This is a genomic window from Candidatus Sungiibacteriota bacterium, from assembly GCA_016432465.1.
In the GTDB taxonomy this organism is placed as follows: Bacteria; Patescibacteriota; Minisyncoccia; order Sungbacterales; family HO2-52-23.
In genome coordinates, this window is sequence record CP066690.1 from 160489 (window position 1) to 185632 (window position 25144).

Below are 25144 nucleotides of genomic sequence, written 5' to 3' on the forward strand. Positions count from 1 at the left end.
CTAGCGAAGAAGAAGCGAAGTTACGTCAACTCCTTTGGCATCCAGTATAAAATTGGCCAGATCACGTATAGCTCCATGCCCACCGCGACGAGGAGTTACGAAATGAACAACTTTTTTAACAACATCTTCCGCCTGCGCAGGCGCAGCGGCAAGGCCCACATGACGCAGGAGATCGTAATCAGTAAGGTCGTCACCGAGGGCAGCGCAATCACCCAAATTCAGCCGGTGACTTGCAAGCCACGATTCCACAACCGCTACTTTTTGCAAACGCTCCACCCCGCTGAAAATTTTAATGGGTAGCCATTTGCCGGACGCTACCGAAGGAAGGCCATTCCACTTTTCCACCAACCGCTCTAAAAAAGCCGCATGCTGTCCATGCTCTCCAGTGACGCAGACAATAGGAATACCCGCGGCGCGCAGCAGCGAAACCCCTTGCCCATCAGCATGACAACGTGTCTTGGCCAACGGTCCTTCTTTTCCTTCAATCACATGCCCTGTAAAAATAACTCCGTCGCTGTCCAAAGCCACGGCCTTTATGTTACGGGCGCGGGCTAAAATGTCCTCTGGATATTTATAATTCATATTAACTACTATAACGCTTACGGAACATAAATGGTAAATCCCGCATGAAGCTCATGCGGGATAAATTAAGTTAACTTTGTCTTGCATACTTCTGGATCGTAGCCGCCATTTTGCTTACTGCAATTCCGGGTTCACGGTACGGATACTCACGCTCCTGCAGTCTCTTCTGACCCACATACCCATCATAAAAAAGAAGACCGGCAATCACCTGCCAAAGATGGGTGGGGTCGCCGTATACACCAATGGAAGCGCCCAGAACCGCAGGCTGCCACTCTTCCTGCCCATATGATTCAGGATTTCTGCCACGAGAATAACAAGAAAGGTAAGAGACAGCCGGTTTACGCCGATGGGCAGCTTCAACCTCTGAAGTTGAAGCAGGGCCAATTACCAAATCGCTCCCTACAATCAACCTGGAGGTGCTCATCCCGCCAATACCACTTTTGCGATCACCGGGAATCACTCGAAAAGGAACACCGCAATATCTCGTCACCGCAGCTTCTTCGTAGTAAATCTTAGGTTCTGGATATTTTATCAATGAATCGGTCAAATCGTTTTGGGGATTAAGGGTGACATCGCTGGGGTGAAGTGAAAGTAAAACCTGAAATTTTCTATACATTTTATGTGGCACGTGTAAGGCCTCCATTACCCCAATAACCATGGGCATATTAGTATAGGGCGACTTGCTGCCGCTTAAAACAATCAGCTTCTCGTCAAGTCCAACACCAAGCTCCGCTCTTACTTCCTCGTACGAGGACAAAGGCAGAAACCATTCTTCCCAGATGGGATTACCGCTGGCAACCACTTCTGCCTTGGGAAAAAGTTTTTGGGCCGAAGCCGCTTCAGAATCGCTAATCTGGAAAAGAAAACTTGCGCTGTTACGAAACTCCTCAAACCAAGGACGATAGTGACAGCCATAAATATCGCAATAAAAACCAAAAGGAATACCTTGATCCAAAGCGGCTTTAGCAGCAACAATTTCCACAACCGCATTATCTGCGGGATTGGACATGCCGAGAACCACAACCGCAGCTTGCTTAACCGCACTAATTATTTCTTCGATACTTGCCTTAGACGGCTTTCCGTAACCAAGAAAGGCAGTAACTGGCCAAGTGGGATTAAGATGCCGGGGAGCATTAGGATCAGCGGCTGACCATGCGGACTGTTCTTCCAAATTCTTCTTAACCCGATCCAGCGCCTGCGAAGGAGCAGTATCATGAGCTACCAAAACAACCGGCCTTACATCCTTAACCATCCTGCTACCTCCTCAAATGAAAAGAGCTGGACCCCTCCAGCCCAAAATATATATTAAGAAATTGTTAAGAAAAGTCAAGCCGGTCTTAACCATTCGCAACATCCATGAGTCGTATCACGAAAGAATTACCGAACTTTTGTTACCAATGTCTTGAAGGATTAAAAAAACCCTGACCAGGGGTCAGAGCTTATCGAGTTTTTGTTACAGATGCGGCCGTCGTATTCTAGAACGAGGTGCCCTCGTCGTAGTCCGTGAAGACTTGCTTGGGACCTGTGCTGCCTGCCTAAACGAACGGTACGGTTCTTCTGCACTCCAGTGAGTTAGATTCAAGTCTCTCCAGCACAAACCACAAATATCGAAGTTACATTCGTGTCGACAGCAAATTCCAATTATGTGGTCACCCACAAGGTTTTCTAACCGTTGCCACTCTCTTTTGGCGGTCCTTATCTTCATATCATAAGGCTGAAGCCTTCTAGCTAACTCTGTCCCGGAAAGTCCTTCAACGATTGCTTGTACCTGTGCTTTATGCTGTTCAATCGCCGCTGCGCCAACAATTTCTGCCTTTTTCCTGAAAACTTCCCGTATTCTTTGTAGCAGAGGGGCATTTATTCCTAGCCCTGTATCCCTTTCGGGATCACCCCAAAGAGTGGGATAGAAGCCAAATTCTTTTTCAAATATGCGGCGCTCCCTATTCAAATATATATATTTGATAAGCCAATAGGAACCGGCAAGAGCCAAAGGTATAGAGACGAACACCACACCTTTGATGAAAAAGATGAGGGTGAGTGCGACCAAAACACTAACTACTCCTGTATCCAACAGAGAAAGAATATACCACTTGCCGCAGTTGAACTTACCCATTCCGTCCCCTTCTCCGATGTTCCTCATCGGATGTCCACGGTTCGTCCGTGGCCCGGCGTTCCCCGCCAGGAGTAAAAGTTTCTTGTCAAACCCTTACTCCTGGCAACGATCTATGCCTAAGACCATTAAAATCCTAACATGTAATAAGTTTTACGTCAAGCTCGCTCCAGAGAAAGTAAAACTTGTGCCAACAGTTCTGTGGCTCTTCCGTCCTGCGGCCCCAAAAAGCGGGAACGCAGACATTCCCGCCCCTTCTCGTCCAGAGACGGGTTTTTAAGATACTTGCTAATTGTTCTTTCAAACTCTTTAGGGGAAGATACCGCCCGTACTCCTCCCGTTGTGATAAGATCTGTCCAATAAAAAGCCGTACCGTCATAAAAACGGGCAAAAGATTTCCAATACGGAACATCGGGCGCAGCATCAAAAGCAGTAACCACCATGGGTTTTTTAAAAACTGCGGCCTCAAGCAGAATGGCGCCTCCGGGTGTTATCAGCATCTCGCTGTAGCGCATGGCGTTTATAAAACTGTTTATGTTTCCCCGGTCTATGGTCGGGTCAGGATATTTGAGATTGGTGGTATTTACAAAATCAACCACCACCGAATCAAAACGACGCGACCTTAACTCTTTTAGGGCTTCAGCCGCGCCGGCATAATAGGGTTGGGGCCTGAAGATCATAACCAAATCTTTGGGCAGGCGTCCGTTTTGGACCAATTTTCCAAAAAGCTCTACAAAAGCAAGATCGCGCCCCAGATCCCCAATGCCGCTATCGGCATAAAGGATACAGCGTTTTCGCGGGTCAATTCCGAGTGCCCTGCAAAACTCCTCGCGCGACGGCAGGGACTGATCTGTCTTAAACCAGTCAAAATAAGGAAATCCGGTGACATGAATTCTGTTTTTCGGAAAAAAGTTAAATCGTACTGCCATGTCTTTTAAAAATTCATTCTGTAAAATCAGATGGTCGGGGTGAAAAAGCAAAAAAGAAGTCGGACCAAGGTTGGTCCACATACGTACCGAAGCGGCTGTTGTTGCGCCGTAACTTCGGGCCGCAAGAAGTATAGGAACATCAAAAGTCCATTCAGTAAGCGACGTTGCAAATACCAGATCTGGTTTTATCTCCTGAAAAAGAGGGGACAGAGATGAAGATACTGAAATCTTGGCAACCACCCGCCTGACAAGTCGCTGGGTGAGGCGTGAAGGAATAAATCCCACCAGGCGCCACAACAAAAGACGCGGTATAAGAAGAAACCAAGACTTGCCACGACGCACGCTGCGGTAAATCTGATGACGCACTGCTGCAAAATTAACCAAAACATTCTCGGAGACCAAAACGCAAATCCTAAATAAAAAAGAAGGGCGTCCTGTCCCCACCCGCACCCCCATAACTCTTACCCGTTCCCCTTCAAATTCTTCCTGATATTGTTTTTCAAATCCTTTCTCAACCAGAAGCACCACCTTTACATTTCCGCTTGAGACAAGTTTTTCCAGAAGCCCGCTTCTTAAAAAATAACGCTGAATAAGCTTAGTGTTTTTTACGCAAATACAAATAGTCTTCATGAATACAGCTTCTTAAGCAAAATACGCGCGATTCTTTCCCCCACCCTTCCGTCATACGGCTCAAGAAATTGTTCTCGGACGCGTTCCCTCCCCTCAAAGTCCAGATGCGGATTTTTAAGATAAGATCTGATGGCATTTGCAAATTCCTCCGCAGTATCAGCCCGACGAAAACCGCCGGTTTCAAGCAACGCTTGCCAATGCGACCAATGGTCCAAAAACCGTCCTGCCGAAAACCAGTAGGGCGCGGGTCCGGCCTCAAAGCCCACTGATATGGCGGGTTTATCCAAAACAATACCGTCAATACCCAAAGTGGAGGCAACGGTCACCACCATTTCGCTGTGGAAAATAGAATTCATAAGATGCGCCGTCTCTTTCTCCCGCATCTCCCAAACATCAGCCGCTGACTTGGTAAAAGAACTGATATCAGGCACCACATAACGCAGTCCCTCTATTCTTTCCATAGAACCGGTGGATCCGGGATAAGGACGAAAGAGCATAATAAGATCTTGCGGAAGCTTTCCCGACTCTACCAGATTATTAAAAATACGGGCAATTTCTCCATCGCGCGGAAACCAGAAATATTCCATAGCGCCAAAAAATATAACGCGTTTTTTGGGATCAATGCCCAGACGCGCCAAAAAATCCTGACGGCTATCAATTAAGTCCTTCCTTAAAAACCAGTCGTTTCTGGGGAATCCAACGCGGATTGTGCGTTGGTCAGGGATAAATTGATATTTTTGCGCGGTCTTGCCGGCAAAACGGCTGTGCACCAATAAAATATCCGGCACCACCCTCATCACACCGCTATTGGTAAAGTTATCCCAGCCGCGCGTAATACCAATGGTCTGAACCATCCGGCGTCTGGCTTCGCGCAAAATAGGAACATCCATCTGGGCAAACATGGCTACCGTGGAAAAAACTAAACTGGGATGGTAACGCTCAAAAAGCTGTCCGACACTCGGATGCGGCGGCAAAAAGGTTTCGGCCGTGCGCAAAAACTTTTGGAAAATACGCGAGCGTCCGAGAAAAAACCAAAGACCGCGTTTTAGAAAAAAAGCAATATGCCGCATCAATCCCTGCGTCGTTAAGTATTTACGCATCTGATTCAAGGTAACGGTACTGGTACGCAGAGCATTGAGGGCCAAAAATAGCATCAGCCGCTCAAGAGTAGAAAAAGGAATGGATGGAAGCGCCTCTACCAAGATATTGTCTCCGCTAAATTCTTTTCTGTATTCTTCGGCTTTAGACGGAGGCACAATAAGGACAATACGAAAATTACGTCCTGCCAAAAGCTTCCTCCAAAATTCGCCGCGCAGAAGATGATGCGCCACGCTGGCCTCTCCCACGGTAATAAAAATAGTCTTGGTCATTTTTTCTTCAAAAGATAGGGGCCCAAGACAAGATAGCGAAGCCCGGAATTATCAAAAACGTGCAGTGCGTCCTCCGGCGTATAAACTATGGGGTGGCCGTGAAGGTTAAAAGACGTATTGAGGATAATCCCTTCTCCGGTCAATCGCTCAAATTCAGAAATTATCCGAAAATAAGACGGGTTAGAATCTGACGACACTTCCTGGGGTCGGCAAGTGTTATCGTAAGGATGAAGGGCCGCCGCAAGCTTATCCACCTTCCCCTCTTTTACGTCAAAAGTAAGAATCATGAAGGGCGCAGGAACGCATTTGGGATTTTCAACATAGCGATCAAGCTCAATACAGGACGGAGCAAAAGGCATCCAAAAATCCCGTGATTTTATCATGCGATTAATTTCCTTAACGACCCCCCACTCGCGAGGATCCGCAAGAATAGAACGATTACCCAAAGCCCGCGCCCCAAATTCCATTTTTCCGTCAAAACGCGCGACTACAGCGCGGCCGGCAAGAAGCTCCGCAATTTTTCTCTCCACATTTTCCGGGCGTTCCCACTCTACGGCGTTTCGAAAAGCATAGGAGCGTATGGACTTCTCCACCTCTTTATCCGAAAAATCTCCACCAAGATACAAATGCCGCAAGGGCTGCGGCACCTTGCCGGTCAAATTTTGATAAGCAAGATAAAGACCGCCAAAAACATTGGATTCGTCCCCGCAGGACGGGAATACAAAAAGCTTTTTCACCCCTTCAAGCTCCATTATTTTTTTATTGAGCTTGACGTTCATAAATAAACCCCCGGAAAGAGCAAGATTGCTGATCTTTAGGGTGCCCAGGATGTTATGAACCCACTCCGTCACAAATTCTTCCACAAAAAGCTGAAGACCGGCTGCAATGTGGTCAAAACGATAAAACTTAAGGTCGCGCGTAAGACGCGGCCCCAGTTTATACGTTGCCTCAATTCCCGGTGACCTGTGATAGGTCAAACCATCGTCGTTTAGCAGAAAAAATTTTTTAAAATAAGCGCAAAGCTCGCGGGCAGAGCGTGAATCCTGCGCATAGGGCGCCAAACCCATTACTTTATACTCATGCTCCAGCGGCACCATGCCAAGATAATAGGTAATCAGGGCATAAAGGCGCGCAATGGAATCTTCCACGGGGATTAGGGCCAGACGCTTCAGCACTCCGCCCTCCAAAACACTGACGCTGCCCGACAAATTGTCTCCGGCGCCGTCAGAAGTAATTACCACCAGCTTCTCCCCCAGACCCCATCCGTAAGCGGCTGATGCGGCATGGCACAGGTGATGATCAAAAAATTTAATTTTTGATCTAGAAACCCCTAGATCCAACAGGGGTTTCATCCGGCGCTCTAAAAACTCCGCCCTTTTCCTTTCCTGCAAAATCCCAAAAACCGGAGAAGGAAGAAAGCCGACTAAGCTCTTTTGGGCTGTACGCAAAAAGGAAACAGGAGACAGTTTTCTTTCTTCAAAAAGATTTCTGTGTTTTTGCATCAGATACTCCACCCCTTGCCCCTTTTTCCACCCTCCGGTATTTAGCGCATCGGTGAATACAAAAATATCAACATCCCGGATATGGAGTTGGTGCCTTTGCAGGAGCTCCTGCAAAGCAAGCTCCGGAAAACCGGCTGTATTTTTTATCCGCGTAAGTCGCTCCTCTTGTATGGCAAACTTCACTTCGCCTTCTTCCATATAAGCAAGGGAGGCGTTGTGGCCGTCTTGTATGGCGACAATTTTAATCATAAATTAAATAAATTAGTATAATTATAATCGTAAGAAATCATCGCGTTGTTTACGCTTTGGAAAGCGCGGTTCCCTCGTCCCCCCCTTCTCCGCTCACGGGTTCCAGCGCGGACAAATTCTACGCGCTCCGCTCAAGGAACCCTCGGTGTTCTCCGACTACGGTCGGAGCCACCGTTTCCCCTTCGCTCCGCCTGCGTGAATTTGTAGCCGCGCTTCCACAGTTCGCGGAAGAAGGGGGGGCTCGACCGCGCTTTCAGGATTTCCGCCCCGCTTTTTGTATAGATACACGGGTTCGAGCCCCTCACTTGGTGGAAAGAATCGGAAGTGCCGCTGTCAATGGGGGGCCGGGGAGAGAAGACATCACGGAGCGGCACGGACGTCCCGCACATATCCCGAACGCAGTGAGGTTAAAGTGCGCGATCCCGTACTGTCCGCGAATGATGACCTTGGTATTACCAAGAACTCATTCGGGATATAACGGGATCCTCGCAACTGGTAGCCGCTCACTATGTTCGCGGACAGTTGCGGGACTTAGCGAGGCGGGGAGAATAGAGGAAGAATTTTTACCCCGCCGAGCGTCTTTACACCAAGTGAGGGACGAGGGGCACCCGTGATACCTTTTTACAAAAAGCGGGGAAAGTCTGACTTCCCGGGGCGGAAAAGTGTAAACAACGCGGTTAAATCTTACATCATAATCTACTTAGCATGAAATTAAAAATATTATCACTTCTCCGCTCCCAGGAATACTTCTCCACTTCTTTTTGGGCGGCCAGTCCGCGCTTTTTTGCCTCTTCTTGGTGCTCTTCTATATAACGAACGGTATCCGCAATTGACCTCGCATTGTCCGGCTCAAAAAAGAATACCAGTTCTTCGTCAACTATATCGCGGATGGAGGGAAGGTCGGAAGCGGCAATGGGGCGACCAGAGGCCATATATTCAAAAAGCTTCACCGGAGAGGTTTCGTACTTTGATTCCGGAAATTTAGCGCTATTGGGCAACACTAAAACATCCGCGGCCCTTTGCCAAAGTGGAATTTCTTTATGCGGCCTTCTTCCTACAATAATTATATTATTAGATTTTAAGTTTAAAGTTTTAAGTCTAAAGTTCTTAATATCTTCATCCGTCCCTCCCACAAAATAAACTACCTCATCCTCGCCCAGAAACTGGTGAGCATCAAAAAGAGTATCCACTCCCTTCCAGTCAAAAAGATGACCGGTATAAAGAATTATGGTGGAGTTCTCCGGTAAATTCAGGCTCCGGCGCGCTTCCTCACGAGAAACATCAATCCTAAACATACCCACGTCCACGGCATTGGGTTGATGCAGCATTCGCTCCTCGGTAACTCTAAAATCCTGGTGGAGTTTTTTCATCTTAAGGCGGTTGGTCACGATAAAACCACTTATGGCAGAAAAAACCCAATTATTAACCTGACTCCTTCCCGATTTATAGAAATCATGAATTTCTAAAAACATGGGTCTGCCCCAAAATTTAAGCAGCGCCGCGTCCCGAACATCGTGAAAATAAAAAACAACATCATCCCCAAGAACCCGAAACAATGCATACAAAAAAAGCGACAGGTTAAAAGTTGCCACCATCAAGATAAAAAATAAATTTCCGTGAAAAATTCCCGTAAGATCAAGAGACGGCAATCTTCTGATTACAAAATTGCGCTCTACGCCGTGATGCAAAAACGGATCCAGTTGCAAAAAGCCGCGGTTTTGACGCCACGGGACCCAGAGTTCAACCCCCAGACCCTTGCGAGCCAGCCCCTCGCAGGTTTTCATAATCAAGGGAGACATGGTTTTCTCGGAAGGGAACCGCCAATGAGAAATATATATGATACGCATGTTAAAATAGTTCCTTGACAATAAGAGACAGGAGACGAATCTCAAACTTGATACGCAACCACTCGTAACTCCAAGGCAGACGATAGCCGCGGCAGAAAAAAAGATTCCGCAAAAATCTGATAGTATAAGAAACTAATGTCCTTGTCTGATGCTTGATCAGTCGTAAAAGCTTTTTGGTATGAGCGCCCTCATAAATTTTTCTCTCTAGAGGAATATAACGCTCCCAGCGCGCCTTAAGATGCTCCAAAGATTCCAATGGCACATATTCAAATCCGTTGATTATCCCAACCTGAACCCCTTCTTTTAGTTCAATCCGCTCATGCACCGGCTTTATAAAGCTCTTGACCCAACCGCGGTGAAATAGCCGGATTTGTTGATTGGGATAGGTCATGGCACAATCCACCACCTTTCCATCTAAAACATATTTTCGCGGCTGCCAAAAGGCATAGACGCGCGGTGCGGGACTAGTCGTAATAGAACGAATATCGGCAACCGCTTCAGGCGAGAGGTATTCGTCCGAATCAATAAACATAAACCAATCATGGCTTGCCAGACGCAGCCCCTTATTACGAACTTCCGAATAATCTTTTATAGCGACATTCGGCTCGTCGGTATCATACTGTTTATAAATTCTGCAACCGTAACGCTGTGCAATCTCGAGTGTTTTATCTATACTGTTACCGTCCAAAATAATAATCTCGGCAAGGTCCTTCACGGATTCCAAACAGCGCTCCAGAGTTAGCGCTGAATTTCTTGTAAGAATTTCTACGGAACAAGGAATTTTGTCCATAATAGTATCTTGATATAGAACGAAGGGCGACGAGGCAAGGTTGTAGATGATTGAAGTCGAACTTCACTCATAGTAGCCGTAACCGCAGGTATCTTAATTTACTATCCACAGATACTATACAAAATATTTTTGGAATTGAGAACGCCGCACGGAATAAACACGTGCGGCGTTGAAATTTCCCAAGGATCAAAGAGCTATTCACGAGGGCGGAGGAGACGGCCAAGGGGTCCCCAGCCGCTCCTGAGCCGAGAAGGCCAATGTAAAATCCACTGCCCGCCGAGCCAGCCGAGGCACGCGACGCAGGGGTAGCCGCTCGGGCGCCGCCAAACCGTCCCGGGGAAAACCAGGTAGTACTGAGGAACTCCGCGGGGATCTCCTCCTGATGCTCCAGGAGGAACTCCGCATCTTCCTGCCCCAGATGCGTGCCGAGCTCGTAGCGCGCCCGGCCGATCAGGTCGTAGCCTTGAATCGAGCTCTCACCCGGCCGAAGAAACGGGACGAGCTCGAGATTAACGCCAGAAGTGATGCTCTGCGAGACATGCTCAATTAGATCCCAGTTCTCCTTCCGCTTATCATAGCGGAAGTTGAGCTTTTTGCTCCTCTGCGAGATGACCCCAAACGGATTACGGTGTTCGGTCATCGCCTGCAGTTGATCAAGGCTGAGTCCCTTGGTGGGATCCTGCAGGCCCCGAATCAACTGTTGATCAATTTCGGAGAATACCCTTCTCCGCTTCTCGAGCCAGCCCGGCATCTGATCCGGGCTCACGACGACGATTTTACCCATCGCCGTTTCTCCTTTCTCCCCGCCTCCAGCGGGCTTTTGGCCTCGCCTTGTCCCGCACCATGCGGGATTTCGGCAGGCCTGTTTCGTATATCCTTATTATACACTTCTTATACACCAAAACCTATTTTTTTGCAAGGTACGGACCAATAGCTAAATAATCAACGTCTGTCTTTTTGAAAAACAACACAGCTTCTTCCGGAGTATTTACAATTGGCTCGCCTTTGACGTTTAGGGAGGTATTAAGCACAACCGGCACGCCGGTCTTTTGGAAAAAATACTCAATCATTTTTGCGTACAGAGGATTTGTTGCGTGAAAAACTTCTTGTGGCCGGACAGTATTATCTACGTGACATACTGCCGTAATTTTTTCCCGCCATTCGGGCTTTACGGAAAAAGACATAACCATATAAGGAGATGGCATATAATGTTCCAGAAACTCCTCCCCGTGTCCCTCCAAAAATGAAGGACAAAAAGGACGGAAGGGTTCACGGAATTTTACTTTGGCGTTAATTATATCCTTCATCTGGGCGGTCCTCGGGTCGGCGAGCACGGAACGAGAACCCAAGGCGCGGGGACCAAATTCCATCCTGCCCTGAAACCAAGCCACAATTTTCTTCTGCGACAAAAGGTTGACAACCTCATCCGCAATATCGTCTGATTTTTTATAATTAAGACCGCTTCTGGCAAGGGACTTTTCTATTTCGGCTTGAGAATATTCTGGCCCAAGATAAAGATGCCGCAACGGCTCCGGATGCCTGCCTGTTTTTTGATAATAAAGAAGCCAAGCCGCTCCAAAAACATTACCCATATCTCCGGCTGCGGGCTGTATCCACATATTTTTTACCAGCCCAGATTCCCAGATGGCTTTATTCATTTTGACGTTTAGAGCAACGCCGCCGGCCAGACATAAACTTTCAGCTTTTAGCTTATAGCTTTTAGCTGTCAGCAGAAGCTCCCGTACGTAATAAAGCGTCGCTTTTTCCAGACGATCTTGCAAAGTCGCGGCAATATCGGTGTTGGGCTGCGGCGGCGTATCCTCCTGATACTCTCTGTTGATATTCGGAAATCGGGCCTCCAAGCTGCGGATGGAAAAAGGATAAAGCGAATAGCGGGTGTTAATTCTCACGCCCCTATCGCCCACTGAAATTACGTCATCCATCTCGTAGACAGCTTTTCCGTAGGGCGCAAGCCCCATTACTTTGTATTCGCCATCATTTATACGAAATCCCAAAAAATCGGTGATGGAGCCGTAAAGATAGCCGAGGGAATTAAAAATGCCGTAGCGCTTAAGCAGTTTAAGACCTCCGCCCTTCCCGTACCACATAGAGATGGACGTCGCCTCGCCCTTGCCATCCATACATAAAATCGCTGCCTCATCAAACCCGGAACCATAATAGGCCGAAGCGGCATGGCACAAATGGTGGTCAAAAGAATAAACTTTCCGCGCTCTAACCCCCATAACTTCAAAAATCCGCTTATACGAGGCTAAGCCTCGTAGTGCCGAGAATAAACCCTGTACCTGTACCTTCACTAAAGCGAACATATAGCGAAGTTCGGTAAAATTCCGTGGTGGACGCATTAAAAAATACCAGCCCACCTTAAGAAACGTGGAGAAGTTTTTGGCACGCGCAAAAACAATATAATCCACCTCGTCCAGGGTTAAATTACGCGTGGAAAGACAGTAGCGAATGGATTTTTCCGGGAAAAAATCGGCGGCATGCTTCACCCGATTAAATCTCTCTTCCTCCACCGCCGCAATGATTTTCCCGTCCTCCAAAAGACAGGCAGCAGGGTCGTGTCCGGTTTTAAAACTTAGTATACGCATTGATTATTTTCTGAATAGTATTTTCTAAACCATGCTTTTCTTCCACCAACCTGCGCAGTGTCAAATTGGGACGAGGCTCATCCGCAAGTATTTTTATGTGCTCGGCCAGAAACTCCGGACTTCTGGTCTCAAGGAAATACGTCTCTGGCAGCAGAGATTTGAAAGCTTCGTTGGCCGTAATAATCGTAAGACCAGAGGACATAGCTTCCAGCACCGATTTGTCCATAGACCCCGTGGTGGACATAGAAATAAAAATATCGTGATCAAGATAAGCCGAAGGAACCTCGTTGTATGGTATAGAACCGTGAAAGCTAACGTAGTGTTCTAGTTGTTTTTCTTTTACCATCTTTTTAAGCGACTCCAAATAGTCATTATCACGCGGCATAAGCGGACCGCCAACAATAGAAAGAGTCCAAGCTCTCTGCCATGTATTTTTTAAAACTTCACAGGCGCGAATGGCAGTCTCAATATCTTTAACCGGTGAAATCCGGCCCAAAATCAAAAGTCGTATTCCAGAACTGGAAACTGGGAATTGGGAATTGGGAATTGGCCGGAACGTTCCCGTATCAATCGCGTGTCCGGTGTACAAGACCCTTAGAGAGGGCAGACGAAAACTTAACTCCGAAGCAGTAAAAATCCAATCCACCATACGTTCCGCCCACCTTAGAGTCGGGGTAACGCTTTTATGCACATACCATAGCCCGCTCGGCTTTTTTAGTGACACAAGAAATGGGGCCGCCGCCATTACGTATTCTGGAATCATATGAAAAAAAACCGCATCGGTACGTGCGTAGTGATACGAGAAAAGCTCCCAAAATTTCCAAAGTTTTGCAATCCTTGAGTTTCTTTTCCCGAAGGTAAAGACTGAAACGTTTTTGGGGAGTGAGTGTACTCCTTCTTGCAGGGCAATCACTCGTACCCCATCCGTGAACTTGGCAAACTCTTCCAGCCATCGGTGAAAAAATCCGAGATTCTCGTCATTTTTATCTACTTTTTGAGTTACCACCAGTAGCCTCATGCCGATATTATACGAATTTCTCTCTTAAATTAAAATGGCGGCACTCATAACCGCCGCGGGTCCAAAAAATACCCAATGAAGAAGCCTTTTAGTATTCCACACTCTCTTTGCCGGTCATTAAATCAACGGAGTGAACGTGCGGAAGTGCGGAAAGAGAAGAAACAACCCTTTCAGGACCCAGGCCCTCGGCAAGTTCAACCGCCAAAGAATATTCCATCTCCTCACCGGAAGACTTTATATGTAACACATGGTAAGTAACACCCAACGATCGGAAAAGTTCATTAAGCTTTATGGGATCAAACGCGCTGCCGGCCTGAAGCATGATAAGGTATCCTGTCCGAAAGGCCGCACCCAGACGCTTACGATGAACCACTAAAAGTGCTATGGCAATAAAAGTAAGGGCAATGCCGGCAATAGCATAATTGCCGGTGCCAATGGCCACTCCTTCTACCAGAGCGAAAAAAACATAAGCTACGTCTTTAGTATCTTTTACAATAGTGCGAAATCTTATCATGGAAAAAGCACCCAGCAGAGCAAAAGCACCGATCAAATTCTCTTGTACCACCATCATAACTACCGAGCCCAGAGTACAAACCATCATCAGGGTCACTACAAAAGAACGCGAATAAGAAAGTCCGCGGTGGGTTTTACGATATACCCCAACAATCACCGCTGCGGCTGCAAAAGACAATAAAATATTCAGCACAATTACGGCGGCATTAAGTTCAGTGGAGGTTAAGTTGTAGAAATTTTGCATCGAAGGCATAATTAATATCTGAAAACTTATCTTGGCATGGGGTGGAACGATCGTAACGCCTCCATGGCGCGGCCATATTTGGAAATACTAATTCGTTCCAGCTCCAAAAATTTAATAAGAGTTCCGAACCAAGCAGGAAGATTCTTAACAAATTTCACCTCCATAATAACCATATTTTGCTCAATCGGAACCCACGAGAAAGGATACCATAAATCGGGTTTTGCGCAAGTCTGAAGCCCGGAATCAAAAGTAATACGGAGGAGCTCACCAGCATAAAATCCTACATAAGGGCGGCGCTGATACTTAACAAGGAGCAACGGTTTACGGCACCCCATGATTATTTTGGAAAGTATGGCCTCGCCTTCCTGCCGGTATTCGTGACCGGACAAAGACTGAAAAAAAGAAGGAGCTCCTGCCTTAAGTAACTTCTCAAAATCAGAGCGTCCCAAACGGATCCTGGTTTTTCTCGTCAGGGCATCAAAACGCTCTTTGGCTTCGAGCCAAATTTCATTCGTGTTCTCGGTGATCCGGGGCGCATAAATCCTGGCCCGAACCTTAGTACGATGTAGAAACCCACCACTTTTATCGTAGTAATCGCTCTTGGGCGGGGTGTCAAAATAAAGACTCGTGACAGTATACTCCCCTGCCTGCGCATTAGTATCAGGCTTCAATCCTACAGACTGAATAAAACGCTCCGCGCGCCGCGCGGCTACGGGATCAATAAGGTATTTAAACTCAAAACGATACTTGGTCATGGCCTTAAAGGAGTAGCAACCTCAATTTGAGAGCGCCCATCGCTTTTAATATCTTCCTTATTTTTTAGAAAAGTCGGATTTATCACCAGCGCGTAACCGCCGCCAAATTCATGTTTTTTTTGATAGGCGGAGATGGCAACATCGTCCTCCTTAAAAATATTGGAAAAAATACGGGCGCGGCTTGAGTCTTTAACCGCTACTCCCACGGAACAGGAAGTAATTACGTTTTTGATAATAATCGGCCGCGAGGCCTCACCCACACTAATTCCTTTATCAGCGCAGCCAAGAATAATATTTCTTTGAATCAAAACCTGCGAAAAACTTAGATCAATAGCATCCCCGCCGGTCTCTTTTGTGCCCAAGGGGGAGGCAAAGGTGTTATCTTCCACAATGCTAGTCGCATCCACGGCGTCAAAGTCAAGAGCATCGGAATTTGTCTTGAAAAAGGTGGAGCGACGTATTATGGCCCGGCCGTATTTTACATTAATTGCATCGTCATCATGCGAGTCAGAAAAAATACTTTGAGAAACCTCAAGATCACTATCGTGTACTGCCAACATACCCGTGGCTCTGATACCGTTTATCTCAACACCTGATCCTCCGGAAACTTGAGCAAACTCAACCCTGCTGGGAGTTTTACTATTATTAAGTATCAAAATAGAGCCCCATGGTTTTTGCGCATCCAGAGCCGCAACAATGACTGGTGCGCCGCTGCTACCCACGATCTCCACCGGACCGTAGGAAACTAAGGATACCCCTTCACCCAGCAGTAGCGTTGTTCCCGCATTTATACGAAGTGTAACGCCCGCAGGGATGATCGTAGTCTCGGTAATAATTGTAGTTCCGGTGCCAAGTGAAACCGTCTTTTCATCAAGCGCATAAAACCGGGGATTATAGGCCAAAAACTCTATCAGGCTTCGGCTGATTTCTGGAAAACGTGCAAATTCGGTAGGCATAACTAAACTGCCGGTTTTTTGCAAAAAATACGGCGGTGACACTCGCCCCAAAAAAGCCGTGGCTTTTTGAAAATTACTTTCCGTAAGATCGCGTAACCTGCTTATCTCGCTCAAATACTTCAGATTGCTGTGAAATTTTAGAGAGTCGCTCAAAAATTCAGGTTTCATGCGTCTTGCTAAACTATCATAAAAGGCAAGATCGTCGCGCAGGTTATCTTCGTTAAGATAGCTCTTTAGAACCTCGTCGCGCTCTTTACGAAATTCCGGGATGGAAAAGACGCGGCTGGCAAGTTTCTCCGCTGCCTCGTCCCGCAGATACTCACCCATTTCCATACCCATGTCAAAAGGTACTGTCTCAAATTTTCCGGTGGCGGTATTAAAAATAACAATCAGGTTTGCTGCCTCCCACTGATGAGCGCTGTCAGCCAGCGCCCGCAGCGCATGCCAAGCATAAAACTTAGGTAAATCAATAATATGCGGTATGAGTTTAGTGAACATGGTATCATCGGTCTTTTCAATAATCTCAACTAAAGCTTCCAGTTCCGGAAACGACTTTGTGTTATTTTGGGTATAACTCTTCCAGCGGCGCAATCCTTCCCTGGAAAAAAGCGGGGCAGTATCTTCAAAAAGGCCGGGTTTTCCGTCATCAACCGCAAGAATATGGGAAGTATCGGGAAGGCCGGAACGCGAAAGCCAACGATTGGACCACTGCTCCCAAGCCATATAAACGCCTGCATCCCAACCGTTTATTTTCAGCCGCACAAACCAAATATCCGGCACGTTAAGTCCCAATTTACGAGCACGGTAGGCGTTTAAAAGTTCTATAAAATAGAGCCGATCATAGGGAATCACCAAATTCAGACCCTTCATGCCTTGAAAACGAGACTCTTTAGAAAAATTTATCCGCCAGGACTTCTGCGCTGCCGCCCAATGGTTATTTTTAAAACCCCTATACCTTAGTTCTACCCGCTCCCTAAAATCTCCGGCAGCAAAGTCGGCTTTAACCCTTACCCGATTATCATCAAGAAGCGGCGCCCCAAAAGGGTCAGGAAGACCGGCGTTTAAGGTGGCAAGATCCTGCTTTTTTATAACAAGCTTGTAAACAGGGAGCCGGGTTTTGTAGAAAAAATACGGGGAAAACACTAAATCAGGAAGTTTGCGCACCGACCTGTAGGTTGGCACCAATTGCTGAAACATCGGGCTTTGTATCAAACGATAACGAAGTGATTCTGATTTTATAACAATAAGTCCGGCCACAAATATAAGGACAAGAAGGAGGACTGATATTTTTTGATTTTTATAAACCGACGCAAACATATTGAGGTCTATCTTATAACTTTATCCTTCACTGGCGCAAACGCGGAGCACCTGTTGATATGCCGCAACATAAGATTCCCAGCCCCGATGAGGAAGTTGCTTTATCTTCTCTTCGGCCGCATGCGCCAAGTAACTACGTAATTCTTTATCCTGATAAAGTCGAAGGAGTGCCTTGAGAAATTGTTTTTTGTCACCCACTGGCACCACTAATCCATTCTCTCCATTGTGCACCACCTCCCCCGCCAAACCTACGTCAGTCATAAGAATGGGTAGAGAAGCGGCCATGGCTTCTATAATAACCCGCCCCCACCCCTCATAATTTGATGATAAAACAAAGAGATCAAAAGATTTATAAAACGACGGTAGATCATCACGCCACGGCTCAATAAAAACGTTTTTGTCTAATCCGTAATTTCTAATTTGTAATCTGTAGTTGTCTCTATCGGGCCCGTCTCCCACCAACACTAAAAGCGTCTTGGGGTACATCTTCGTCAAATTCCGCATCAACTCAATAAGCATGGAAAAGTTTTTTTCTTTATCTACGAAACGCCCCACACTTACTATTTTAAATTCGTAGTCCCAAAAACGCTCCTCGGTTTTAGGATCTCTATCGGAATTAAGAAATTTAGAAATGTCGGTAAAGATAGGCAAAACCGTAATTTTATCTTCGGTGGCAAGTCCTGCCTCCTTTAAAGAACTTTTAATACGTTCCGAAACTACTCTAATACGGCTTGCTCTGGGTATCAAGAATTTAACCATGAGATATCTAGTAAATTCTTTTAAGGAGGCCTTCCTGTACCACGGGCTTAAAATATCAGTATGCACTTGAAGCTGAAAGGGCTGCCCAAAACGCCTGCTAAGAAGCCACGCCACCATCCCCTCTTCAAACGGATTTTCAGAGCTTATCACCCAACGGCCGCGTCGCTGGAGCAGCCGTGCTCCTTCTTTATAAAGAAGGTACCACGACAAAAGCTTACTGGAGTGAATCGGACGTAAAACCAAAGTACCCTCCTTCATAGCAGGCAGCTTATGATGGCTGCGGCAAAGAACATGAAATGAAGAAAATGGTTCGGCGTAAAATTGCGCCCTTTCCCGAAGCGGAGAATTATGTTGAAAAATACTCTCATCCGTGCCGATGGTTAAAATATTTAACCCCGCGGGCGGCCCGATAATCTTTTTAAAAAGTGAGATCCAGTCCTCTGCAACTTCTTTCCACAGTCTCACTGTCAAGACTGACTTAATGGTCCCTACCGTATCTTTCTTGGCCAACATCACTAACTTTTGGGCAATATCGTCTTCAGACAACGGATTTACCAGTACTGCGCTATCGCCCACGTATTCTTTTAAGCCGGACTCCTGCGTCATAACAAATGGTGTCCCCAGTGCCCAAGCTTCAGCGATAACATTGGGCCCAACATCAGAAAAAGATGGCAGTAAAAATACGGACGCCTCCTGGATTTTTTTAAGAAGTGGGTCATGCGGTACTGGCGTTAAAAATTTGACTCTGGAAATTTTGTTTTCCTTTACAAACTCCTGCAACCTTTCTTTTTCAGGACCATCACCTACTAAATGAAGTTCATAATCACGCAGGCCCGATTTGGTAAAAGCGCGGATCAGACGGTAAAGATTCTTCAAATAAAGCATCCTTCCTGCCCATAGGATAACGGGTTTCCGGGTTAATCCTGCGCTGGCTCCCATTTGCTCCTGTACATTTTGGACAATAGCCGTCTTATTTTTGTCTAAACCATAGGCCTGCTCCACCATTTTCCTGCGCCAATCAGAAGAAAATACCAACGCATCGGCCCTGTGCATAACCCAGCTACTAATAAATTTTATAACACGCTCTTTCCAGGACAGAGGCATAGGAAGCGTATAAAACTGCGGAAGGGTAACATCATTTCGGGTCCTCTCCACAAAAGATTCCCACAGAAAATCGCCTTCCAATCTAATGACCAGCGGCTTTTTATACAAAAAGGATATCAGGGCTGCCGGCGCTCCCACGCTGAAATAGTCCAAGGAAAAAATTAAATCAGCGTTTTTGGCTCGCTTAACGAGCGAAAGCAAATAAAAAAGATGACGAATCAGGGTTGGGTATTTTAAAAAGCGGCCAAAAGAAACTACCGAGACGCCGAGGCCTTGCGAGCGAAACTCACGGGAAAGATTCTCGGCATAAAGCGCCGGGCCTCCAAGTTGAGGAGGGTAAAGAGGTGTAGCAATCAGAAGACGGGTACGAGCTATGTTTTGTGAAAATACGTTTTGATATTTTTGGGCTATGACGTCCCATAAAAAGCGCTCCTTTATCATTCGTCTTCCATCCTCCACCATTTTTTGCGCTAAAATTTTTTCATCCAAAAGAAACCGGATTTTGGCCGCAAGATCAAGATGATCATCCACTTTGACAAAAAGACCGGTTGCTCCGTCTTTGATAATATCCGTTATGCCGCCTACAGCCGTACCAATTATGGGAAGACCCGCGGCCAACGCCTCTATGAACGAGATGCCCATGCCTTCGGAACGAGAGGGACGGACAAAAACGTCGGCTTCATGAAGATATTCGGGTATCTTCTCATGCGGGATTTCACCGAAAAATTTAATATCAGCTTGTAGCTTGCCCGCTCCGCCGGAGCTTGAGCGAGGCGAGTAGCTTGTCCCTAGGCTCTTTGAGCCGGGATCCCGGCCACTTTGTGGCCTAGGGATAGCTTGTAGCTCAAGATTTTTACGCTCTGGACCGTCGCCGATAATCCAACATTGAACATTAGGAATGGCTTTTTTCACTTCTGCCATTGCCCGAATCAAAATATCAATTCCGTTTTTTGGCACCAACCGTGAGGTCGTAATGATGGTAGAAGCAGATTTACGCAAATAGCTATGCGGATTTGCGCGGATATCATTTCTAAATTTCTCTGCGTCAACGCCGTTATGAATGATCTCTCCCGGTCCCCTATATCCATAACTTCTTGCCAGATTCAAAAGATAAGTAGAGATTGCCGTTACGTAATCGGCCTGCCAAAGAATAAAACGAAAGGCCGCATTTATCGCGCCAAACCGTCCAGAAGCAAGCCGAGCATCCCCTTCCCCGTATTGAATGTTCAAAATAAAAGGAATTCGGGGATGAAATAACTTATAAATTGCCGCCGTAACAGAGGCATGCGAAATATCCACCCCCACTACCGCACTTGGACACGGCGTGTCCAAGTTGGACGTTAGGCACCAGAACGGCAGAAGGTATTTATCAAACCGGGAGCCGAATCCGGCTCTTATAATTTTTACGCCCTGATAGGAATCCTCACGCGGTAAGTCTTTTTTGAATCTGGAAGTTACAATATAAAAATCGAAGCGGTCTTTTAACCGCCTGCAAACCTCCGCTATGGCAATCTCCGCTCCACCAATAAACGGGTGGTAGGAGGTAGTAAATACAAAAACTTTTGGCTTCATTGCATTAAAGACAGAAATCATTCACCCTCCCGCCATATTTGGTGGGAGGGCTCACCCGCCACGAATCCGGCTTTTTATCATAATAAATGCCCCGGCCGCAAGAACGCCCACACCCAGCGCTGCGAACAAAAATGCAAAACTGGCAGGGCGGTCGGACCGGACGAGGGCCGCACTTTCCGAAGCAGGGTCAGACCCCGTATTTTTTCCCACACTCTCTACTGGGGAAACAACAACAGCTTCTGGTCTAGAAGAAATTGTGGGCTCCTGACCAGTAACGGCTTTTGCCCATGTCACCGCAACAATACCGTTGGGGTAACGAAGATTTACCAAACTAACTCCATAGTGGAAAAGGCCGGTGGTACGATTGGAAAACGCGACGGTTGAGCGTCCGCTAATTTTTGTTTGGGAAGGAATAATAAAATTCTGACTGATACCGTCATCAATAATCCAGGCGCCAATATCAAGATCAAAGTCATCCGGATTGGTGAATTCAATAAATCCTGCCTCACCCTCTACAACGCGTAAAATCTTTACTTTGTTTGGGATGACATTGACCCTAACGTAATCAGAAACCGCATGGGTACCTGAAGAAACATGAAGACCCACAAGATACACCCCCGAAGTATTGAAAGTATGGGTAAGCGAGCGGCCCTCGGCGGTTGCGCCATCACCAAAATTCCACCAAAATCTTGCATTCCCCAACTCACTGCCATCCAGATATTCAGCATAGCCGGGAAAATCTACAATTGCTCCGGCAATCACATTTTTATCTTCTCCGGCATATACTCTAAAGGGCGGCGGGGCAATATTCGATATCTGCGTACTTGATGGAGACGACGATTGTTGTTTAGGTTGCTCCGACATGCCCGAACCTTGATTAGCAGCACGAGGAGTTGCTTTGGCCGTAATCCATGATGGGCCGCCTCTTTGCATTGTATCTTTAGTCGTGTTATCGCCTGCCGGCCAACCCGAAGAGGCGTTTATTTCGTCAACAGTTTCTCCGCTAGAATTTTTGAGAAATATGTGCTCTCCAAGATTGGAAAGCGCATTATTTTTAAAGGGGTATATAATATCGGCCGGAGTGCCAGCTACAACCTCATCGCTGCCCCGCTCCAGCAAAAAATATCCTCCGGCCGGAATGGAACCAGATAGCAAAAAATCAGGCATAGTGTCCGAAGCCACAATTTTCCAACCCCCTAGGGACAGTGCCGAGTCGGTAGGATTATGGAGCTCAACCCACTCGTTATTGGCAGCGGCCTGTGCGGACTCGCCTTCTTTGGGAAGCGTCCCCATCCAGGCAATTTCGTTAATTAAAATACCCGCTCCCGAAACAGAAAGCGGTATAAAAATACTTATCAAAATAATTGACACCCGTGGTCCAGCCTTCATTAAAACATCTGTAGCAAAAACCGCTGGAAACGTCAACTTTTAACCAAAGCCGCTGCGAGCGTCACGCCATACCAGTGCAGTTTTGGGAAATAACGCAGGAAACGGCGAAAACCTGAAAGTTTCCCCGCCTCCCAAAATTTCTCAAGGCGCATGCCCAAACTCTCCAGCTCCCGGATAACCTCGTAGGAAGACGCAAGATAACGCAGGTCATCGTCCTTTTTTTCATAACGACCGGTGGCGTCTGTAAAATTTTCTTTTACGATCCGGAAGGTAAAAATTCCAAAAATTCTTAAAAAATAGTCAAGCATGCGCAGGGCCACAAAACCGATCCGCCAGAAAGCGGATCTATGCCGTAGGGCGGATGGTCGCGAAAAAGGAAACTCAAGGTTAGGCGCAAGAATAACGAGACTTCCTCCTCTTTTTAAAACCCGTACACACTCGGCCAAAACCTGCCGAGGATGGAAGACATGCTCAATCACAAACAATAAAAGCACGGTATCAAAGCGTGCTTCTGAAAAAGGGAGATTCTCCGCCTCTCCAACAAGAAAAGTTGCATCCGGAAAAATGCCGGCCCACTTTTCTTTAGCCCCCCTTACTGCGTAGTCTGAACGCTCCAAACCATAATAGCTTACGCCCGAAGGCAGAAAGGATAGAATTTCAGCCGTACCGCACCCCACTTCAAGAACTGAAGATCCGACTTTTAAATTGGCCCGCAAGTATTCAAGCACCTTAGATCTTGGAAAAGATGACCAATCGCCTTCTTCCCGCGCCATCTCATAGTAACGGGGTTCAAAAGAAGTCATTTATGGTGCGGGTTCTAGCCTCAATTTAATTTTTGTGATTCTGGATTCAACATCGCTGTCTCCCGGAAAAAGCTCGTTTACCTTCTGCCACCACTCCAGCGCCTTTCCCCATTCTTTTCTTTGTTCATACAAATAAGCAAGGCGGCTCATTAAAGTTTGGTTTTGAGGATTAGCCTCAAGCCCCCGCAGTAAAACATCGTCTGCCTCCTCCGCCTTTTCTTTATAGGAATAATAATAAAGTTCAGCAAGCGAAACGTGGGTTTGGACATCAGCGGGTTTATTCTTTAGGGAAATTTTAAGATTGGCTTCAGCTTTAGGAAAATCTTTAAGGTATCTCCAGTAAAGCTCTCCTAGATTGGCAAAAGATAAAGAGTTTAAGGGCTCAAGCAAACTCGCGTATTCCCAAGCATCCCGCGCTCCTTCAAAATCTCCTATAATTTTTTTGAAAATTCCGACCTGAATCCAGCCCGTAAAAAAGTTGGGCCGGGCTTTTACTGAACGGCCATGCATATCAAGAGAAGCATAAAGCTCCTGTTTTTGGGCTTCCGTAAATAATTTAACTTCTTCCGGAATCGGACGAACCTCAATCGGGTCGCGACCGATATAGGGGGGTGGTGGTAGGCCGGCAGTAGTTCGGGTATCTGGGTTTGCCCCCAAAGGAGTTTTAGTCTGCCCTGTGGGTAAGGATGCCGACTCCGGGACTTCAGTATTTTTCGGAATTTGCGGTAACGGAGCCGATCCCGCTGACGGCTCTAATTTTTTACCTAAATTTAAAGAGAGGAAACGTGATATCTCGTCTTGAAAAAATATCCCCGCCACAACAATGACGAGCACCAACAAACCCAAAATAGCGTTTTTGTAAAAACTTTCTTTTAGCATATAGAAAAAGTTATCACAGCGGCGGCTCTTTGGTCAAGAGGAAGTCCCAGCCGCCAACCGTACTTATGTTGGTGACCGTATTGATTTTCGTGGTTTTGATTTGTAACTTCCCGCTTTTTACATATTTAAACTGTTCCACCCAAAGACTGAACTTCCTCTCCTCTCCTTGTTTTACCGTAACATCAAAACCCAGTGATAGGACGGATTTGTGGGGACTCCCGATTTTGGGATGCTCGGTAATAAAAGTAAACTCGGTTTTACTAATTAACTTATCGGCTGAGGAAGTTCCATCCCGTAAAATAAGATATATTTTGCGGGCGCGATTGGGGGTTGAGTCCATCTCGTCTATAATTAGAGTCTCAAAATTGGCCAACAGCACATCCGAGGTTGTCCCGTTATAAATTGTAAAGTCACCCAGTTTATACGGGTCCACTTCCACCTCTGGAAAAGAATTAGTAAATACCGTAAGTAAATTTATCCAGTTGGGGGTAGTAAAAGAGACATCGGCCCTGACCGGATTACCCGCCTGATCTTTTACGCTCACCGTACAAGAATAGTCAGTATGCGGCTCCGGAAAGTATTCGGTGAGACGTCCGGCTGGCTTGGCTACTTTTATGGTGGGGGTACAGGTTACAGACTCATCCACCACACCCGTCTCATCCACTGCCCAATCAAAGACCACCCGATAGGGATAGTGAACGCCAAGCGGAGAATTGTCTATAAAGCCCTTTTTGAAAACTTGAGGTTTTTTAACGAAACTAGGCGGGGTAGTATCGGCGGGAACCGTGGTGGTTGATACCTGCTCTTTTGCCAGCTTTTCCTGAAGCGCCTTAAGTTCTGCCTGCAGCTTTTGTATTTGCTCAATAATCGCCTCTTTGGTTACGGGCGCTGTTTTTTGGGCCAAAACCGTATTGGCCCGCGCCCTGGTTTTAGGACCAAAGTATCCGACCGCGGGTACAATTTTTTCTCTTTCCTGAAATTTTTTAACAGCGGCTCGCGTAAGCAAGAAGAAATTTCCGGTAACCGGACCGCTATAAACCCCCTCATCCCGCAAAAACTCCTGAAGTTGAGTAACCCCGGAATCACTTTTTAAGCCAAAATAAAGGTCACGGTCAAAAGAGGCCGCAAAACTTAAAAACGGCATAAAAACCAATATAGTAATCAAAATAACCTTTTTTAGCATAAGTCTATTATAACATACCTGCCAGAATCGCGTC

Annotated in this window: 19 protein-coding genes; all 19 read right to left on the reverse strand. The window is 46.6% G+C overall.

Features of this window, described 5'->3' with window-relative positions; translation table 11 throughout:
* Complete coding sequence (locus HYW89_00805) at window positions 1-582, reverse strand: HAD hydrolase family protein (protein ID QQG45464.1); 582 nt, start codon at window positions 580-582, stop codon at window positions 1-3.
* Window positions 583-652: 70 nt separating this feature from the next.
* Complete coding sequence (locus tag HYW89_00810) at window positions 653-1834, reverse strand: hypothetical protein (GenBank protein QQG45465.1); 1182 nt, start codon at window positions 1832-1834, stop codon at window positions 653-655.
* Window positions 1835-2035: 201 nt separating this feature from the next.
* Window positions 2036-2722 (reverse strand): hypothetical protein, encoded by a 687-nt coding sequence (locus HYW89_00815; GenBank protein ID QQG45466.1) that lies wholly within the window; start codon window positions 2720-2722, stop codon window positions 2036-2038.
* A gap of 128 nt (window positions 2723-2850) precedes the next feature.
* The gene (locus HYW89_00820; GenBank protein ID QQG45467.1) at window positions 2851-4251 is read right to left on the reverse strand and encodes a CDP-glycerol glycerophosphotransferase family protein; all 1401 of its coding nucleotides are present in this window, start codon (window positions 4249-4251) and stop codon (window positions 2851-2853) included.
* A complete protein-coding gene (locus tag HYW89_00825) occupies window positions 4248-5621 on the reverse strand; it encodes a CDP-glycerol glycerophosphotransferase family protein (protein ID QQG45468.1) in 1374 nt (457 codons plus the stop codon). The genes HYW89_00820 and HYW89_00825 overlap by 4 nt, the downstream gene beginning before the upstream one ends.
* Complete coding sequence (locus tag HYW89_00830) at window positions 5618-7372, reverse strand: carbamoyltransferase (protein ID QQG45469.1); 1755 nt, start codon at window positions 7370-7372, stop codon at window positions 5618-5620. Before HYW89_00830 ends, HYW89_00825 begins: the two co-directional genes overlap by 4 nt.
* A 689-nt stretch (window positions 7373-8061) precedes the next feature.
* Window positions 8062-9219, reverse strand: a complete 1158-nt coding sequence (locus tag HYW89_00835; protein ID QQG45470.1) for a glycosyltransferase family 4 protein — start codon at window positions 9217-9219, stop codon at window positions 8062-8064.
* Window position 9220: 1 nt separating this feature from the next.
* Window positions 9221-10009, reverse strand: a complete 789-nt coding sequence (locus tag HYW89_00840; GenBank protein ID QQG45471.1) for a glycosyltransferase family 2 protein — start codon at window positions 10007-10009, stop codon at window positions 9221-9223.
* A 67-nt stretch (window positions 10010-10076) separates the two neighbouring features.
* Window positions 10077-10793: a hypothetical protein gene (locus tag HYW89_00845; GenBank protein ID QQG45472.1), complete on the reverse strand. Its 717-nt coding sequence runs from the start codon at window positions 10791-10793 to the stop codon at window positions 10077-10079.
* Between the two features lie 121 nt (window positions 10794-10914).
* Window positions 10915-12618: a carbamoyltransferase gene (locus tag HYW89_00850; GenBank protein QQG45473.1), complete on the reverse strand. Its 1704-nt coding sequence runs from the start codon at window positions 12616-12618 to the stop codon at window positions 10915-10917.
* Window positions 12599-13636 carry a glycosyltransferase family 4 protein gene (locus tag HYW89_00855; protein ID QQG45474.1) on the reverse strand — a complete coding sequence of 346 codons (1038 nt, stop codon included), beginning with the start codon at window positions 13634-13636 and terminating at the stop codon, window positions 12599-12601. The genes HYW89_00850 and HYW89_00855 overlap by 20 nt, the downstream gene beginning before the upstream one ends.
* An 88-nt stretch (window positions 13637-13724) precedes the next feature.
* The gene (locus tag HYW89_00860) at window positions 13725-14402 is read right to left on the reverse strand and encodes a DUF4956 domain-containing protein (GenBank protein ID QQG45475.1); all 678 of its coding nucleotides are present in this window, start codon (window positions 14400-14402) and stop codon (window positions 13725-13727) included.
* Between the two features lie 17 nt (window positions 14403-14419).
* On the reverse strand, window positions 14420-15148 hold the full coding sequence (locus HYW89_00865) for a polyphosphate polymerase domain-containing protein (GenBank protein QQG45476.1): 729 nt from the start codon (window positions 15146-15148) through the stop codon (window positions 14420-14422).
* Window positions 15145-17421, reverse strand: a complete 2277-nt coding sequence (locus tag HYW89_00870; GenBank protein ID QQG45477.1) for a CotH kinase family protein — start codon at window positions 17419-17421, stop codon at window positions 15145-15147. The genes HYW89_00865 and HYW89_00870 overlap by 4 nt, the downstream gene beginning before the upstream one ends.
* 21 nt (window positions 17422-17442) lie before the next feature.
* Window positions 17443-20856 (reverse strand): glycosyltransferase, encoded by a 3414-nt coding sequence (locus tag HYW89_00875; GenBank protein QQG45478.1) that lies wholly within the window; start codon window positions 20854-20856, stop codon window positions 17443-17445.
* Between the two features lie 51 nt (window positions 20857-20907).
* Window positions 20908-22245, reverse strand: coding sequence for a lamin tail domain-containing protein (locus HYW89_00880; GenBank protein QQG45479.1), 1338 nt, complete (start codon window positions 22243-22245; stop codon window positions 20908-20910).
* Between the two features lie 32 nt (window positions 22246-22277).
* The gene (locus HYW89_00885) at window positions 22278-23048 is read right to left on the reverse strand and encodes a methyltransferase domain-containing protein (GenBank protein ID QQG45480.1); all 771 of its coding nucleotides are present in this window, start codon (window positions 23046-23048) and stop codon (window positions 22278-22280) included.
* Window positions 23049-23927: a hypothetical protein gene (locus tag HYW89_00890; GenBank protein QQG45481.1), complete on the reverse strand. Its 879-nt coding sequence runs from the start codon at window positions 23925-23927 to the stop codon at window positions 23049-23051.
* A gap of 13 nt (window positions 23928-23940) precedes the next feature.
* Window positions 23941-25110: a peptidoglycan-binding protein gene (locus HYW89_00895; GenBank protein ID QQG45482.1), complete on the reverse strand. Its 1170-nt coding sequence runs from the start codon at window positions 25108-25110 to the stop codon at window positions 23941-23943.
* Window positions 25111-25144: the final 34 nt, after the last annotated feature.